Here is a 13,403-nt window from a genome sequence, read left to right on the forward strand (position 1 = left end):
GAAACAATCAAACTGACTTGAATCAATAAAAAATTTCAAAGGAATCCGCCACAAAACAACAAACAACCCACCACCCAAGATCGAAGACCAAGGGCAGGAGAGTCATCCAATGCCTGTGAACGGGGATAAAACAAATTTCGGCATTGACTTTCGGCACGCTGTTGAGTTCTCAAGAATCGGACGCACACCGCATCCCGACCTTTCGGCCAAGGATTCCGGGGCAACCTGCGTTACTCTACCGGAGCAGATCCACCGAGTCAAGACCCGATTTTTCTGGCCCTCCACCCATGTGACAGCCACCGGCCCGAGTCAGACAACGCGGTTCGGCTCAGCTAGCCTTGGGGGGTTCGGAGCGACCGGCCGCTTTCGCGTCCCGCGCCTCGCTCCAACAAGAAGAACATTACGTGGCTTCGAGGTGGCCGGTCAAATCGGTTCCCGGTGGGCAGGATCACACGGTTGTAATTTGCTCTCGGCATCCACTTTGTGGGAGTGCGGCGGGAGGCGCTGAGGCACCTCCCACACGCCGGCAGTCCCACGGCACCGGCAAGGTCAGCTACCCGCCGACGACGCCAGAACCCCTGCAAACGAACGCTTTCCGCGTCGCAGCACCAGCACTCCACCCGGCAGCAGGTCGTCGGACCCCGGTACGTACTCGGCGTCCTTCACCTTCTCGTTGTTGAGGTACCCACCGCCTTCGGCGACCGTCCTGCGCGCGGCCGACTTGCTGGCGACCAGACCGGCCTTCACGAGCAGGTCGCCGTACGTCGGCATCGGTTCGCCGGCGCCTAGTTCGACATGGGGTGCTTCGCGGAGCGCGGCGACCAGTGTGGAGCCGTCGAGGGATGCGAGCTCCCCCTGGCCGAAGAGCGCCTTCGACGCCTCCTGCACACTCCTGGTCTCCTGCTCGCCGTGCACCAGCGTGGTGATGTCCTCAGCGAGCAGCCTCTGGGCCTCACGTGCGTGTGGTCGTTCCGCGGTCGCCTGCGCGAGTGCGGCGATCTCCTCCGCTGTCCGGAAGGTGTAGAAGCGCACCAGCTGCATCACGTCGCGGTCGTCGGTGTTGAACCAGAACTGGTAGAAGGCGTACGGCGATGTCAGCTCCCGATCCAGCCACACCGTGCCGGACTCCGTCTTGCCGAACTTGGTGCCGTCTGCCTTGGTCACCAGTGGTGTGGCCAGTGCGTGTGCTTTACCGGCATCGGCACGACGAATGAGCTCCACACCGGCCGTGAGATTGCCCCACTGGTCGCTGCCGCCCGTCTGCAGTGTGCAGTTGTGCCGGCGGTAGAGCTCCAGATAGTCCAGTGACTGCAGTAGTACGTAGCTGAACTCGGTGTAGCTGATCCCCTGCTCCAGCCGGGCCTTCACCACCTCGCGCCCGAGCATCCGGTTCACCGGGAAGTGCTTGCCGATGTCGCGGAGGAAATCGAGGGTGTTGAGGTCCTTGGTCCAGTCGTAGTTGTTGACGATGCGACCGGGGTTGGGCAGGGCCGCGTCGAAGTCGATGAACCTCTCCACCTGGCCGCGAACCCTCTCGACCCACTGCTGGACGACGTCCTTCGGGTTCAGCACCCGCTCGGAGCTCTCCTTGGGGTCGCCGATCAGACCGGTGGCGCCACCGACGAGGCCGATGGGGTTGTGGCCGGCCAATTGGAGCCGGCGCAGGGTCAGCAACTGCAGCAGGTTGCCCATGTGCAGGCTGGGCGCGGTGGGGTCGAAGCCGACATAGGAGGTGATCGGTCCGGCCGCCATCGCGGCCCGCAGGGCGTCTGGATCGGTGGAGTGCGCGATCAGGCCGCGGCTCCCCAGGTCGTCGAGTACCTGGGTGCGGCGTTCGGTCCCGCTGTCGGTCACTTGTCTCTCCTCGAGTACGTCGGTCAGCTACAAGTGTCCTGTATCGACGGGCGGCGAGGGCGACGCGGGGTGGGCCGAGCCTAGGTAGGGTCCGGCCGGGTCAGGACGGCTTGGAGCTGAGGACGCAGCGCATGGCCGTCGGGCGCATGGACCGTGGCGGCAGTCGGACGGTGCGGGTCGTGAGCGCCCGGGTCCGTGTTGGGGACCGGGAGACCGTGCGACAGCACCTGCTCGGCCGGGGTGAGCTGGCGGATGCCGATGGCCCGGACGTGATCCGGGTGGGTCTGTGCGAAGTCGCCGTACAGCTGTGGGTCGTGCTGGCCGTCGTCACCGATCAGTACCCATCGGACGTTCGGGAACTCGGCCGCGAGGCGGCGAAGCGCCGAGCGCTTGTGCTCCTGCCCGCTGCGAAACCACCCGGTGTTGGTCGGCCCCCAGTCCGTGAGCAGCAACGGCCCGGCCGGGTACCCGTGCCGCGCCAGGAAACGGGTGAGCGTGGGTGCGGTGTTCCAGGCCCCCGTGGAGAGGTAGAAGATCGGCGCACCCGGGTGGTCTGCGAGGAGCTCGGCGTACATCTCTGCCATGCCTGGTACGACGCGACGCGCCTGCTCGTCGCGGACGAACGTGTTCCACGCAGCGATCATCGGACGCGGCAGCATCGTCAGCATGACCGTGTCATCGATGTCGCTGACCAATCCGAGGGCGGCGTCCGGGTCCGGGACGTAGACGCGGGCGCGGGCCTGTCGCTCGCCGTGCACGCCCAGGTTGACCTCGTGCCAGCCCGGAGGCAGCACCACCGGTACGGAGAGGTCGACGAAGCCGCCGCGGTCGGTCAGCGCCTCGAACGTCTGCCCGCTCACGGTGACAGTGACCTTCACCTTGGTCGCCGGCGCGGTGACGAAGACGCGCCAGCCGCGCACCACCTGGTCCTCGTCGAACCGGGGCTGGTTGCGCGGATCCCTGCTCAGTACGACGCGCGCGAGCACGCGGACGAACTGAGTGGTGCCGTAGCCGACGTGCGGGATGATCCGTTCCCGCCAGCCGCGACGCCGCAGGATCGCCTGCACCCCGATGTTGAACCAGTCCTCGAGACGGGACGCATAGTGCGGACGGGCCATAGTCCGAAACCTACCCGGAGCCGGGGCCGATACGCCTGCTGAACCGCTGCCTGGGAACACCTTTACCGAACTGCCGGAACTCCCTTTGAGAACTGTCGGCGGCGACCTCTACGGTCTTCGCATGACACAGACCTCTGCCGCTCTCGGGATGTGCTTCCCGCGGACCTACCCCGCTGCCCTGGTGACCGACGTGGCCCGCCGCCTGGACCAAGGCGGCGCGGACGAGCTGTGGATCATCGAGGACTGCTTCTACACCGCCGGTCCGTCGCTCGTGTCCGCCGCCCTGACGTCGACCGAGCAACTCACGGTCGGCGTCGGCATCCTGCCGGCGGTCGCCCGGACCGCGGCCGTCACCGCGATGGAGTTCGCCACCCTGGACGCGCTCGCGCCCGGCCGGTTCCTGCCCGGTATCGGCCACGGCGTACAGGAGTGGATGGGCCAAATGGGTGTCCGGCCCAAGTCGCCGCTCACCGCACTGGAGGAGGTCACCACCGCCGTCACCAGGCTGCTCGCCGGTGAGACCGTGAGCGTCGAGGGCAAGACGGTCTACCTGCAGGACGTGAAGCTGGACGCGCCGCCGGTCGAGCCGCCGCCGATCCTGCTCGGGGTCATGGGTCCGAAGTCGATGGCACTGGCCGGGCGGGTCGGAGGCGGGCTCGTCCTCGCCGAGCCGGCCACTCCGTCGTACGTGCGGCAGTCGGTTGAGTACGCCGGTTCGCCGGAGGGCTTCGTGGTCGCGGTGTTCAGCGCGTTCTGTGTGCGGAGCGACCGCAAGACGGCGTACGAGTGGACCGCACCGTGGCTCGGGTGGCGGATCGATGACAACCACCCAGGTTTGAAGGCGCTGCCGTTCTTCGACGACCTGAAGAAGCTGTACGACGAGTCCGGTACCGAAGGTCTGGTCGGGATGCCGGTCGACTGGTGGACCGAGATCGGCGCGGTCGGCACGCTCGATGACGCGGCGGCACACATCGAGGCGCTGGAGGCCGCCGGCGTGCACCACATCGGCCTGTTCCCGGACCCTGAGGTGGAGCACGGGCTCCCACAGCTCGACCACGTGCTGGAGCTGGCCAACCGCTGATCGAGGCCGCGGCCGAGGAGCGCGTTCAGCTGCGGCGTTTGGGGACGTGCGGGCGGTACGGCGAGACGGTCGGATCATCCGGGATCCAGAAGCGCCATGGACGGTCGGCGGCCTCGCGAAGGCCGACCCGTGGTCCGGTGGACGGTTCGCCGTCGAAGCCGGGGCCGGGCAGCAGTTGGACGTGGGAGGTCCTGGACAGCAGGTCGACGCCGTTGTCGTCCCGGCCGATGCCGAGGGCAACGCACATGCGGGCCGGACCGCGAGCGAGATCGCGGTCCGGATTCCCGTTCGGCCGCTTGGCGACAGGACCCAGCAGCACGCTGGCCGACTGAGCCCCAGCCGACTGAGCCCCGCCCGATCGCGCGCCGGTTGACCGCACTTCGGCCGACCGAGTCGTACCCCCGGACTGGTTGAACTTGCCTTCCGGGAGGCTGGGTAGGCGGCGGACACGGGCCAGCTCGAGACCTTCGACGATCTCGCCGGCCCGAAGCAGGACGGCCGAGGGGCGTCCGTCCGGGCCGGCGCTGATGTTCATGCAGAAGTGCATGCCGTAGGTGAAGTACACGTAGAGGAACCCGGGCGGGCCGAACATCACCGCGTTGCGGGGTGTCTGGCCGCGGTACGCGTGCGAGCCGGGGTCGGACGGGCCGTCGTACGCCTCGACCTCGGTGAGGCGGACCGCGACCGTGCCCTCGTCCGTGGTGCTGCGCAGGACCATGCCGAGAACCTTCGGAGCCACGTCGAGGACGGGGCCCGCGAGCAGCGAGCGGCGTACAGGCATGCGCAGCACCCTAGGCGAACAGCCGTCAGGCGAGGCGAGCAGTGTGCGCGGCGGCCCGCCCCCGGAGCTCGGCGAGCTGCTCAGTCACGCGCTCCCCTGCCGTACCGCCCCGGGTGTTGCGGGACGCCAGCGAGCCCTCGACCGTCAGCACTGAGCGAACGTCCGGAGTCAGCGACGGCGAGATCGCGGCCAGGTCGGAGTCGGTGAGGTCCCACAGCTCGATCCCGCGCTTCTCGCACTCCTGGACGCACGCGCCGGCGACCTCGTGAGCGACCCGGAACGGCACCTTCTGCCGGACCAGCCACTCGGCGATGTCGGTGGCGAGGGAGAACCCCTGCGGCGCCAACTCCTCCAACCGCGCCGTGTTGAAGCGCAGCGTCCGGATCATCCCGCTGAACGCGGGCAGCAGCACCTCGAGGGTGTCGATGGAGTCGAAGACCGGCTCCTTGTCCTCCTGCAGGTCCCGGTTGTACGCGAGCGGCTGCGCTTTCAGCGTCGCCAGCAGGCCGCTGAGGTTGCCGATCAGCCGGCCGGCCTTGCCGCGCGCGAGCTCGGCGATGTCCGGGTTCTTCTTCTGCGGCATGATGCTCGACCCGGTCGAGAACGCGTCGTCCAGCTCGACGAACCCGAACTCCTTCGTCGCCCAGATGATCACCTCTTCGGCCTGCCGGGACAGGTCGACACCGATCTGCGCGGTGACGAACGCGAACTCCGCCACGAAGTCGCGCGCCGCGGTCCCGTCGATCGAGTTCGCCGAGGAGTCGGTGAAGCCGAGCTCGGTCGCGACGTACTGCGGGTCGAGGCCGAGCGAACTGCCGGCCAGGGCACCCGATCCGTACGGCGAGTCAGCGGCCACGCGGGCGTCCCAGTCGGCGAGCCGGTCGAGATCGCGGATCAGCGGCCAGGCGTGAGCGAGCAGGTGGTGTGAGAGCAGGACCGGCTGCGCGTGCTGCAGGTGGGTCCGGCCAGGCATTGCGACACCGAGGTGCTTCTCCGCCTGCTCGGCCAGCGTGTTCACCTGGTCCAGCACGAGCCGGCTGATGATGCGGCCATGCTCGCGCAGGTAGCCCTTGAACAGTGTGGCGACCTGGTCGTTGCGGGACCGGCCGGCCCGGAGACGTCCGCCGAGCTCGGCACCGAGCCGATCGAGCAGACCGCGCTCCAGCGCCGTGTGCACGTCCTCGTCGTCCTCGGCCGGCAGGAACTTCCCGGCCAGTACGTCGTCCAGCAGCCCGTCCAACCCGGCCAGCATCGCGGACAGGTCCTCGTCGGTCAGCAGCCCCGCTCGGTGCAGCACCTTCGCATGCGCCTTCGAACCGGCGATGTCGTACGGCGCCAGTCGCCAATCGAACTGTGTCGACTTGCTCAGCGCCGCCAGGGCATCCGCCGGTCCGCCTGTGAACCGGCTACCCCACAGGCTCGCACTCTCACCAGAACTCACACCAACATCCTCTCAGTCACTTGCTCAAAGCCGTCCGCCAGGTCGCGGCGGTCCTTGCGTCATACGTGCGGCTGAACCCGCAGCCCCACGCGATGGGGCCCTTCCAGGGCGCGCTGGATCCACTGAGCGACTCTCCGGAGATCAGCAGCCGGCTGCCGATCCAGTAGCGCTGCCCCGACTCGCTGGTCGGGTCGTCAGAGCCGGCGGCCGGCGCCATCCACATCCGGATCTTCACCTGATCGCCGCCGGTCGGACGGAACCACTCGTGCACCTGGAAGGTCACCGTGTAGGTCTCTGGGGCACCGGTCCTCGGGTCCTTCACGGCGGACAGCACGGTGCCGTCGAAGGCGAAGGCCCGGTTGCGCAGCTCGGCCGCCGAGTAGCCGACGACGCAGGAGGCCGCGCCCTGCTCGAGCGGGCGACTGGTCGAGGGCGCGCCGCCGACCCGGGTCGGCGTAGTGCTCGGGCCGGCGGCTGGGACTGGGGTGGAGCCGGTCTGGTAGATGGCGACTGCGCCGACGACCACGGACGCTGTGCCTGCTGCCGCGAGTACGGAGACCACGAGACGGCGCCGATGGGTGCGGTGTGACTTGGCGGCGACCGTGTCGAGTTGGCGCCTGGCGTGGGCGAGGACTTCGGGTGACGGGGGTGGGACCTGGCCGGCGGCCTTCAGGTCGTCCCAGTGGTCGGTGCTCATCGGTCGGCCTCCTGTCGGTTGGGTTCGTCCTGTGCTTGGGGCGAACCGGAGAGGCGTTCGTCCATGCGTTGCCGTGCGCGGTGCAGCCGGGAGCGGGCGGTGCCGGCCGGGATGCCCAGGACCTGCGCGGCCTCGGTCGGCGTCAGGTTCTCCCAGGCGACGAGGAGAAGCAGCTCGCGTTCGACGGCCGGCAACTCCCGGAGTCCCTGCGTGAGCTGCGGAGCCAGCGCGGCCGCGTCCAGGCGGGCGTCGACTGCCGCGGTCTCGTCGAGCGGGCGATCGATGCCGACAGCGCGGGCCACGGCGGTTCGGAGGCGGTGCTTGCGGTAGTAGCCGTGCAGAACATGCCGGGCGACTCCGAACAGCCAGGCCCGCGCGGAGCCGAGGTCGGGGTCGAACCCGGACCGGCCGGAATACGCCGCCACCCACACGTCACCGAGCAGATCGTCCGCGATCCCGTCTATCGTTCGCCGGCTCAGGTAGGCGTGGATATCCGCGCCGTGCTGCTCGACCTGTGCCACGAACCAGTCGTCCATGCCCGCTCCCCTCCGCCGACTGCCGTCGTCTCCTACTTGGCGGCAGTGGTCCCGAGCGTTCGGCCTACTTGGGTTCGGAGCGGGCGGCGAGCGACAGGAACCGCGTGGCCAGGGCCGGGCCGCCGGTCGGGTTCCGGGAGACGACCATCACGGTGTCGTCGCCTGCGATGGTGCCGAGTACGTCGTCCAGTCCCACGTGGTCGATCGCCGACGCGAAGTACTGGGCCGCACCCGGCGGGGTTCGCAGGATCACCAGGTTGGCACTACCTTCCGCCGAAACGAGCAGCTCCGACGCAACCCGGGCCAGCCGGGCCTCGAAGGCGGCGGCTTCACCGGCTCGCGGCGTACGGTCACCGCCTTCACCTGGTACGGCGTACACGAGCTGCCCGCTCGAGTCGCGGACCTTCACCGCACCGATCTCGACCAGGTCGCGCGAGAGTGTCGCCTGCCCGACGACGAGCCCGGACGCTGCGAGCAGATCGGCGAGCTCGGTCTGCGACCGGACCGGCTGCCGCCCGAGCAGATCCACGATCCGCTGCTGGCGAGCCGTCTTCGTTGTCGGTACGGCGAGACTCATGAGCCGAAACTCCTTGCCAGCAGCCACGACATCAGCGCCTTCTGGGCGTGCAGCCGGTTCTCCGCCTCGTCCCAGACGACCGACTGCGGGCCGTCGATCACGGCCGCCTCGATCTCCTTGCCCCGGTACGCCGGCAGGCAGTGCAGGACGATCGCGTCGGCGCTTGCCTTCGACATCAGTTGCTCGGTCACCGCATACGGGACGAACGGTGCCTCCCGCAACGATGCCTCGCCCTCCTGGCCCATCGACACCCAGGTGTCGGTGGCCACGACATCCGCGCCGTCGACGGCCGCGTAAGGATCCGCGGTCCAGGCGGCGGATCCGCCGGTCTGCGAGGCGATCTCAGCGGCCCGGGCCACCACGGCGGGATCCGGCTGATACTCGGCAGGCGACCCCACGACCACATGCATCCCGGCCGTGACACCGCCGAGCAGGTACGAGTGCGCCATGTTGTTCGCCCCGTCGCCGAGATACACCAGCTTCAGCCCGGCCGTGGGCCCCTTGTGCTGCCGCACGGTGAGCAGGTCGGCGAGGATCTGGCACGGGTGGAACTCGTCGGTCAGCGCGTTGATCACCGGCACCTTCGAGGCCGCGGCCATCTCCTCGATCCGGGTCTGCGCGAACGTCCGCCACACGATCGCCGCGACCTGCCGGTCGAGCACCCGCGCGGTGTCCGCGATCGGCTCGCCACGGCCCATCTGCGACGTCTGCGCGTCGATGATCAGCGGTGCGCCGCCCAGCTCGGCGATCCCGACCGCGAACGAGATCCGGGTCCGGGTCGACGTCTTGTCGAAGATCACCGCGACCGTCTTCGGTCCGGCCAGCGGCTGATGCCCGAACCGGTCCCCGGCCAACTGCAGCCCCAGCGTCAGAACCTCGTCCTGCTCGACCGGGCTCAGGTCGTCATCCCGCAGGAAATGTCTCGTCATCCCGCCCCCACTTGGTCGAGCAGCCCGGGGAGGGCCGCGACGAAACTGTCGGCATCAGCCTTGCTCAGGATGTACGGCGGCGCCAGCCGCAACGCGTTGGGGATCGGGTTGTTCACCACGAACCCGGCCTCCAGCGCGAGGGCCGCCACCTGGTCGGACACCGGCTGGGTGAGCTCGATCGCGAGCAGCAACCCGCGGCCGCGGACACCGGCGATCAGCGGATGGTCGAGGGCGATGATCGACGACGCGAGGTGGTTGCCGACAGCATTCACGTTGGCCAGCAGCCCGTCCCGCTCGATCACGGTCAGGACGGCGAGCCCGGCGATCGCGGCGACCGGGTTGCCGCCGAACGTCGTCCCGTGGTTGCCCGGCTGCAGCAGGTCCGCGGCCGGGCCCAGCCCGATGCAGGCACCGATCGGGATCCCCGCGCCGAGGCCCTTCGCCACCGTCACCAGGTCCGGCGTGATCCCGTCGGCCTCGTAGGCGAACCACGTCCCGGTCCGCCCGATCCCGGTCTGGATCTCGTCGATCCACAGCAGCGCGCCGTGCTCGGAGGTGATCCGCCGGGCCGCCTGCAGGTATCCGGCCGGCGGTACGACGACGCCGTTCTCCCCCTGGATCGGCTCCAGGATGACGGCCGCCGTCTCGTCGTCGACCGCGGCGGCCAAGGCGTCGGCATCGCCGTACGGGACGAACTCCACGTCACCCGGAAGCGGCTCGAACAGCTCCCGGTACGCCGGCTTCCACGTCACGGCGAGCGCGCCCATCGTCCGGCCGTGGAAGGCGCCGACGGTGGAGACGATCTTGGTCCGGCCGGTACGACGGGTGATCTTGAACGCGGCCTCGTTCGCCTCGGTGCCCGAGTTGGTGAAGAACACCTTGCCGGGCACATCGAAGAGCCCGAGTAGCTTCTCGGCCAGCGCGATCTGCGGCGCGGAGGCGAAGAAGTTCGACACGTGCCCGAGGGTGGCCAGCTGACTGGTCACCGCGGACACCACGAACGGGTGCGCATGGCCGAGACAGTTGACCGCGAGCCCACCGAGCAGGTCGAGGTACTTGTTGCCGTCGGCATCCCACAGGTACGCGCCCTCACCGCGGACGAGCACCCGCTTCGGAGCGCCGAAGGTGTTCATCAGCGCGCCGGTGTAGCGCTCGGTCAGCGCGGCCTGACTGCCGTCGACGGTTACCAGTTCGGTCATGACGGAATCACCTGTGTCCCGCTTCCGGCGTCGGTGAAGATTTCTAGGAGCAGTGAGTGCGGCACCCGGCCGTCGATCACGGTTGCCCGGGACACGCCCGACTCGACCGCGCGCAGGCAGGCCTCCATCTTCGGCACCATTCCGGACGCCAGCGACGGCAGCAATTCGGCCAGTTCCGCGGCGTCGATCTGAGTGATGATCTCGTCGCTCTCCGGCCAGTTCCGGTAGACCCCGGCCACGTCGGTCAGGACGACGAGCTTCTCGGCACCGAGCGCCACCGCGAGGGCGGCCGCGGCGGTGTCCGCGTTGACGTTGTGCGCCTGGCCGTCCTCGTCCGGCGCGATCGTCGACACCACCGGGATCCGGCCCGCGTCGATCAGGTCGACGACCGCCTCCGGCCGTACGTCGACCACGTCGCCGACCAGCCCGATGTCGACCGACTCGCCGTCCACCATCGCCGTACGGCGCTCAGCGGTGAACAAACCGGCGTCCTCGCCGGACATGCCGACCGCGAACGGACCATGCGCGTTCAGCAGGCCGACCAACTCGCGGCCGACCTTGCCGACCAGGACCATGCCGACGACATCCATCGCCTCGGGTGTGGTGACCCGCAGCCCGCCGCGGAACTCGCTGTCGATGCCGAGCCGGCCGAGCATGTCGCTGATCTGCGGCCCACCGCCGTGCACGACGACGACGCGGACCCCGGCGTACCGGAGAAAGACGATGTCCTCGGCGAACGCCTGCTTGAGTTCCTCGTCCACCATCGCGTTACCGCCGTACTTCACCACGACGGTCTTGCCATGGAACTGCTTCAGCCAAGGCAGCGCCTCGGTCAGAACAGCAGCCTTCTCAACCGCCTGGGCGTGACTTGCGGTAAGGCTCATGACGAGTACGCCGAGTTCTCTTCGACGTACGCGTGCGACAGGTCGGTGGTGAGCACGGTCGCCGAGGCCGGGCCGGCGTGCAGGTCGATCACGACGTCGATCTCGAGACCGCTCAGGTCGGCCTCGGACCGGTCGACACCCTTACCGCCGGCCACGCAGATCGGTGCACCGTTCAAGGTGATGTCGAGGAGCGACGGGTCGAATGCGGTGGGCGCGTTACCGACCGCCATCGCGATCCGGCCCCAGTTCGGGTCGGAGGCGAAGAACGCGGTCTTGCACAGGTTGTCCTCGGCAACGATCTTCGCGGCGGCGACCGCCTCGGACTCGGTGGCCGCACCGCGCACTGTGATGCTGACGTGCTTGGTGACACCTTCCGCGTCGGCCTGCAACTGCTTCACCAGGTCAGCAGCCAGAGTCGTGAGCGCGGCTTCGAAGGCCTCAGGTGTGACCGTGACCCCGGATGCGCCCGAACTGAGCAACAGAACGGTGTCGTTGGTCGACGTACCGCCGTCGACGTCGAGCCGGTTGAATGTCTTGCCGACCGCGTTCCGCAGCGCGTGGTCGAGGTGCGGCTGGTCCAGTACGGCGTCGGTCGTGAGGACGCTGAGCATCGTCGCCATGTTCGGCGCGCACATGCCGGCACCCTTGGCGAACCCGCCGATGCTCCAGCCGTCGGCGTGTTTCAGCACAGCCTGTTTCGGCACGTTGTCGGTCGTCATGACCGCCGTTGCGGCCGCCAGCCCGTGCTCGGGGCCGTTGCCCAAAGCATCCACCGCGGAGGAGATCCCGGGAATGAGCTTGTCCATCGGCAGCCGCTCGCCGATCAGACCGGTCGAGCAGACGCCGATCTCGGCCGCGCCGACACCGAGCACCTCGGCCAGCTTCTCGGCGGTCTTGTGGGTGTCCTGGAAACCTTCCGGGCCGGTGCAGGCGTTGGCGCCGCCGGAGTTCAGCACGACGGCCTTCAACTTACCGGCGGTCAGAACCTGCTGGGACCACAGGACCGGCGCCGCCTTCACCTTGTTGGTGGTGAAGACGCCGGCGGCGACGTCGTACGGGCCGTCGTTGACGACGACGGTGAGATCCGGCGTGCCGGCCGGTTTGATCCCGGCGATCACCCCGGCCGCACGGAAGCCGGCCGGCGCGGTGACCCCGGCGTCCCGATCGACTTGAGTGTCCGAGGTGACTGCAACGGTCACGGTGCGACTCCGATGAGGGGAAGGGCCAGGGTCTCGTCGAGCCCGGTGGCCAGGTTCATGCACTGCACGGCTCCGCCGGCGGTGCCCTTGGTGAGGTTGTCCATCGCGGCCACGATGACGGCGCGGCCGGTGCGCTGGTCGAGGGCGAGCTGCAGTTGCACGGTGTTCGCGCCGAGGGTGGCCTGCGTCTGCGGCCACTGCCCCTCGGGCAGCACCTGCACGAACGGCTCGTTGCGGTAGGCGTCCTCGTAGGCCTTTCGCAGCACGGCCAGGTCGGTGCCGTCGGCAATCGGTGCGCTGCAGGTGGCGAGGATGCCGCGGGACATCGGCACCAGGACCGGGGTGAACGAGACGCTCACCGGCTGGTCGGCGTACGGCGTGAGGTTCTGCTCGATCTCCGGGGTGTGCCGGTGGACGCCGCCGACGCCGTACGCGGTGGCCGAACCCATCACCTCGGCGCCAAGCAGATGCGGCTTCGGTGCCTTGCCGGCGCCCGACGTACCGCTGACCGCGACCACCACCAGCTGGCCGGGATCAACGAGACCGTTCTGTACGGCGGGCAGCAGGGCGAGCGTGGAGACGGTGGGGTAACAGCCTGGTACGGCGACCCGGTTCGTACCGCGGAGTTTCTCACGCTGACCGGGGAGCTCCGGGAGCCCGTACGGCCAGGAGCCGGCGTGCTCGCCGCCGTAGAACTCGGTCCACACCTCGGCCTCGGTCAAGCGGAAGTCCGCGCCGCAGTCGATCACGGTGACGTCCTCGCCGAGTTGCTCGGCGATTCCGGCGGACTGTCCGTGCGGAAGGGCCAGGAACACCACGTCGTGACCGGCGAGATTCTCCGCCGTGGTCTCGACCAGGGTGCGCCCGGCCAGTGGCACAAGGTGTGGATGGTGCTGCCCGAGCGCCGTACCGGCGTTCCCTCCGGCGGTGAGCGCGCCGACCTCGACGTCGGGATGCGCACTCAGCAGCCGAAGCAGCTCACCCCCCGCATATCCGCTGGCCCCGGCCACCGCCACCTTCACACTCATATGAATGAGTATGCCATGAGGTGGATGAGTATTCAAGAACGACCCCCGCGCTGCAGATCATCTACCCACTCTGGCCAGC

At 68.8% G+C, this 13,403-nt stretch carries 13 protein-coding genes; 1 reads left to right on the plus strand and 12 read right to left on the minus strand.

Features of this window, described 5'->3' with window-relative positions; all coding sequences use genetic code 11:
- Positions 1-549: 549 nt before the first annotated feature.
- Both tyrS and EV652_RS04820 read right to left on the minus strand, forming a co-directional pair.
- Entirely contained in the window at positions 550-1,854 is a 1,305-nt protein-coding gene (gene tyrS, locus EV652_RS04815) for a tyrosine--tRNA ligase (protein ID WP_132207783.1), read from the minus strand.
- Positions 1,855-1,934: 80 nt separating this feature from the next.
- Positions 1,935-2,972 (minus strand): App1 family protein phosphatidate phosphatase, encoded by a 1,038-nt coding sequence (locus EV652_RS04820; RefSeq protein ID WP_132207784.1) that lies wholly within the window; start codon positions 2,970-2,972, stop codon positions 1,935-1,937.
- A gap of 121 nt (positions 2,973-3,093) precedes the next feature.
- On the opposite strand from EV652_RS04820, the gene EV652_RS04825 reads away from it, so the two are divergent.
- Positions 3,094-4,053 (plus strand): LLM class flavin-dependent oxidoreductase, encoded by a 960-nt coding sequence (locus EV652_RS04825; protein ID WP_242001568.1) that lies wholly within the window; start codon positions 3,094-3,096, stop codon positions 4,051-4,053.
- A 25-nt stretch (positions 4,054-4,078) separates the two neighbouring features.
- Here the strand turns inward: EV652_RS04825 and EV652_RS04830 are convergent, their stop codons facing one another.
- From EV652_RS04830 to argC, 10 genes are all read right to left on the minus strand, one after another.
- The gene (locus EV652_RS04830; RefSeq protein WP_132207785.1) at positions 4,079-4,834 is read right to left on the minus strand and encodes a DNA-3-methyladenine glycosylase; all 756 of its coding nucleotides are present in this window, start codon (positions 4,832-4,834) and stop codon (positions 4,079-4,081) included.
- A gap of 25 nt (positions 4,835-4,859) precedes the next feature.
- The gene (gene argH, locus EV652_RS04835) at positions 4,860-6,275 is read right to left on the minus strand and encodes an argininosuccinate lyase (RefSeq protein ID WP_132207786.1); all 1,416 of its coding nucleotides are present in this window, start codon (positions 6,273-6,275) and stop codon (positions 4,860-4,862) included.
- 16 nt (positions 6,276-6,291) lie between these two features.
- Complete coding sequence (locus EV652_RS04840; RefSeq protein WP_132207787.1) at positions 6,292-6,972, minus strand: hypothetical protein; 681 nt, start codon at positions 6,970-6,972, stop codon at positions 6,292-6,294.
- Complete coding sequence (locus EV652_RS04845) at positions 6,969-7,508, minus strand: RNA polymerase sigma factor (RefSeq protein WP_132207788.1); 540 nt, start codon at positions 7,506-7,508, stop codon at positions 6,969-6,971. Before EV652_RS04845 ends, EV652_RS04840 begins: the two co-directional genes overlap by 4 nt.
- Positions 7,509-7,572: 64 nt before the next feature.
- Positions 7,573-8,085, minus strand: a complete 513-nt coding sequence (locus tag EV652_RS04850) for an arginine repressor (protein ID WP_132207789.1) — start codon at positions 8,083-8,085, stop codon at positions 7,573-7,575.
- Positions 8,082-9,014 carry an ornithine carbamoyltransferase gene (gene argF / locus EV652_RS04855; RefSeq protein ID WP_132207790.1) on the minus strand — a complete coding sequence of 311 codons (933 nt, stop codon included), beginning with the start codon at positions 9,012-9,014 and terminating at the stop codon, positions 8,082-8,084. The genes EV652_RS04850 and argF overlap by 4 nt, the downstream gene beginning before the upstream one ends.
- Positions 9,011-10,213 (minus strand): acetylornithine transaminase, encoded by a 1,203-nt coding sequence (locus tag EV652_RS04860; RefSeq protein WP_132207791.1) that lies wholly within the window; start codon positions 10,211-10,213, stop codon positions 9,011-9,013. Before EV652_RS04860 ends, argF begins: the two co-directional genes overlap by 4 nt.
- A complete protein-coding gene (gene argB / locus EV652_RS04865; RefSeq protein ID WP_132207792.1) occupies positions 10,210-11,097 on the minus strand; it encodes an acetylglutamate kinase in 888 nt (295 codons plus the stop codon). Before argB ends, EV652_RS04860 begins: the two co-directional genes overlap by 4 nt.
- Positions 11,094-12,296: a bifunctional glutamate N-acetyltransferase/amino-acid acetyltransferase ArgJ gene (gene argJ, locus EV652_RS04870; protein ID WP_132207793.1), complete on the minus strand. Its 1,203-nt coding sequence runs from the start codon at positions 12,294-12,296 to the stop codon at positions 11,094-11,096. The genes argB and argJ overlap by 4 nt, the downstream gene beginning before the upstream one ends.
- On the minus strand, positions 12,293-13,324 hold the full coding sequence (gene argC / locus EV652_RS04875) for an N-acetyl-gamma-glutamyl-phosphate reductase (protein ID WP_132207794.1): 1,032 nt from the start codon (positions 13,322-13,324) through the stop codon (positions 12,293-12,295). The genes argJ and argC overlap by 4 nt, the downstream gene beginning before the upstream one ends.
- Between the last annotated feature and the right edge of the window lie 79 nt (positions 13,325-13,403).

It is taken from the genome of Kribbella steppae (assembly GCF_004342025.1).
GTDB lineage: Bacteria > Actinomycetota > Actinomycetes > Propionibacteriales > Kribbellaceae > Kribbella > Kribbella steppae.

Excerpts from the sequence above, each read along its gene's own strand:
- EV652_RS04820 (WP_132207784.1), bottom strand. The coding sequence starts at position 2,972 with ATGGCCCGTCCGCACTATGCGTCCCGTCTCGAGGACTGGTTCAACATC.
- EV652_RS04825 (WP_242001568.1), top strand. The coding sequence starts at position 3,094 with ATGACACAGACCTCTGCCGCTCTCGGGATGTGCTTCCCGCGGACCTAC.
- EV652_RS04830 (WP_132207785.1), bottom strand. The coding sequence starts at position 4,834 with ATGCCTGTACGCCGCTCGCTGCTCGCGGGCCCCGTCCTCGACGTGGCT.
- EV652_RS04840 (WP_132207787.1), bottom strand. The coding sequence starts at position 6,972 with ATGAGCACCGACCACTGGGACGACCTGAAGGCCGCCGGCCAGGTCCCA.
- EV652_RS04845 (WP_132207788.1), bottom strand. The coding sequence starts at position 7,508 with ATGGACGACTGGTTCGTGGCACAGGTCGAGCAGCACGGCGCGGATATC.
- EV652_RS04850 (WP_132207789.1), bottom strand. The coding sequence starts at position 8,085 with ATGAGTCTCGCCGTACCGACAACGAAGACGGCTCGCCAGCAGCGGATC.
- argF (WP_132207790.1), bottom strand. The coding sequence starts at position 9,014 with ATGACGAGACATTTCCTGCGGGATGACGACCTGAGCCCGGTCGAGCAG.
- EV652_RS04860 (WP_132207791.1), bottom strand. The coding sequence starts at position 10,213 with ATGACCGAACTGGTAACCGTCGACGGCAGTCAGGCCGCGCTGACCGAG.
- argB (WP_132207792.1), bottom strand. The coding sequence starts at position 11,097 with ATGAGCCTTACCGCAAGTCACGCCCAGGCGGTTGAGAAGGCTGCTGTT.
- argC (WP_132207794.1), bottom strand. The coding sequence starts at position 13,324 with ATGAGTGTGAAGGTGGCGGTGGCCGGGGCCAGCGGATATGCGGGGGGT.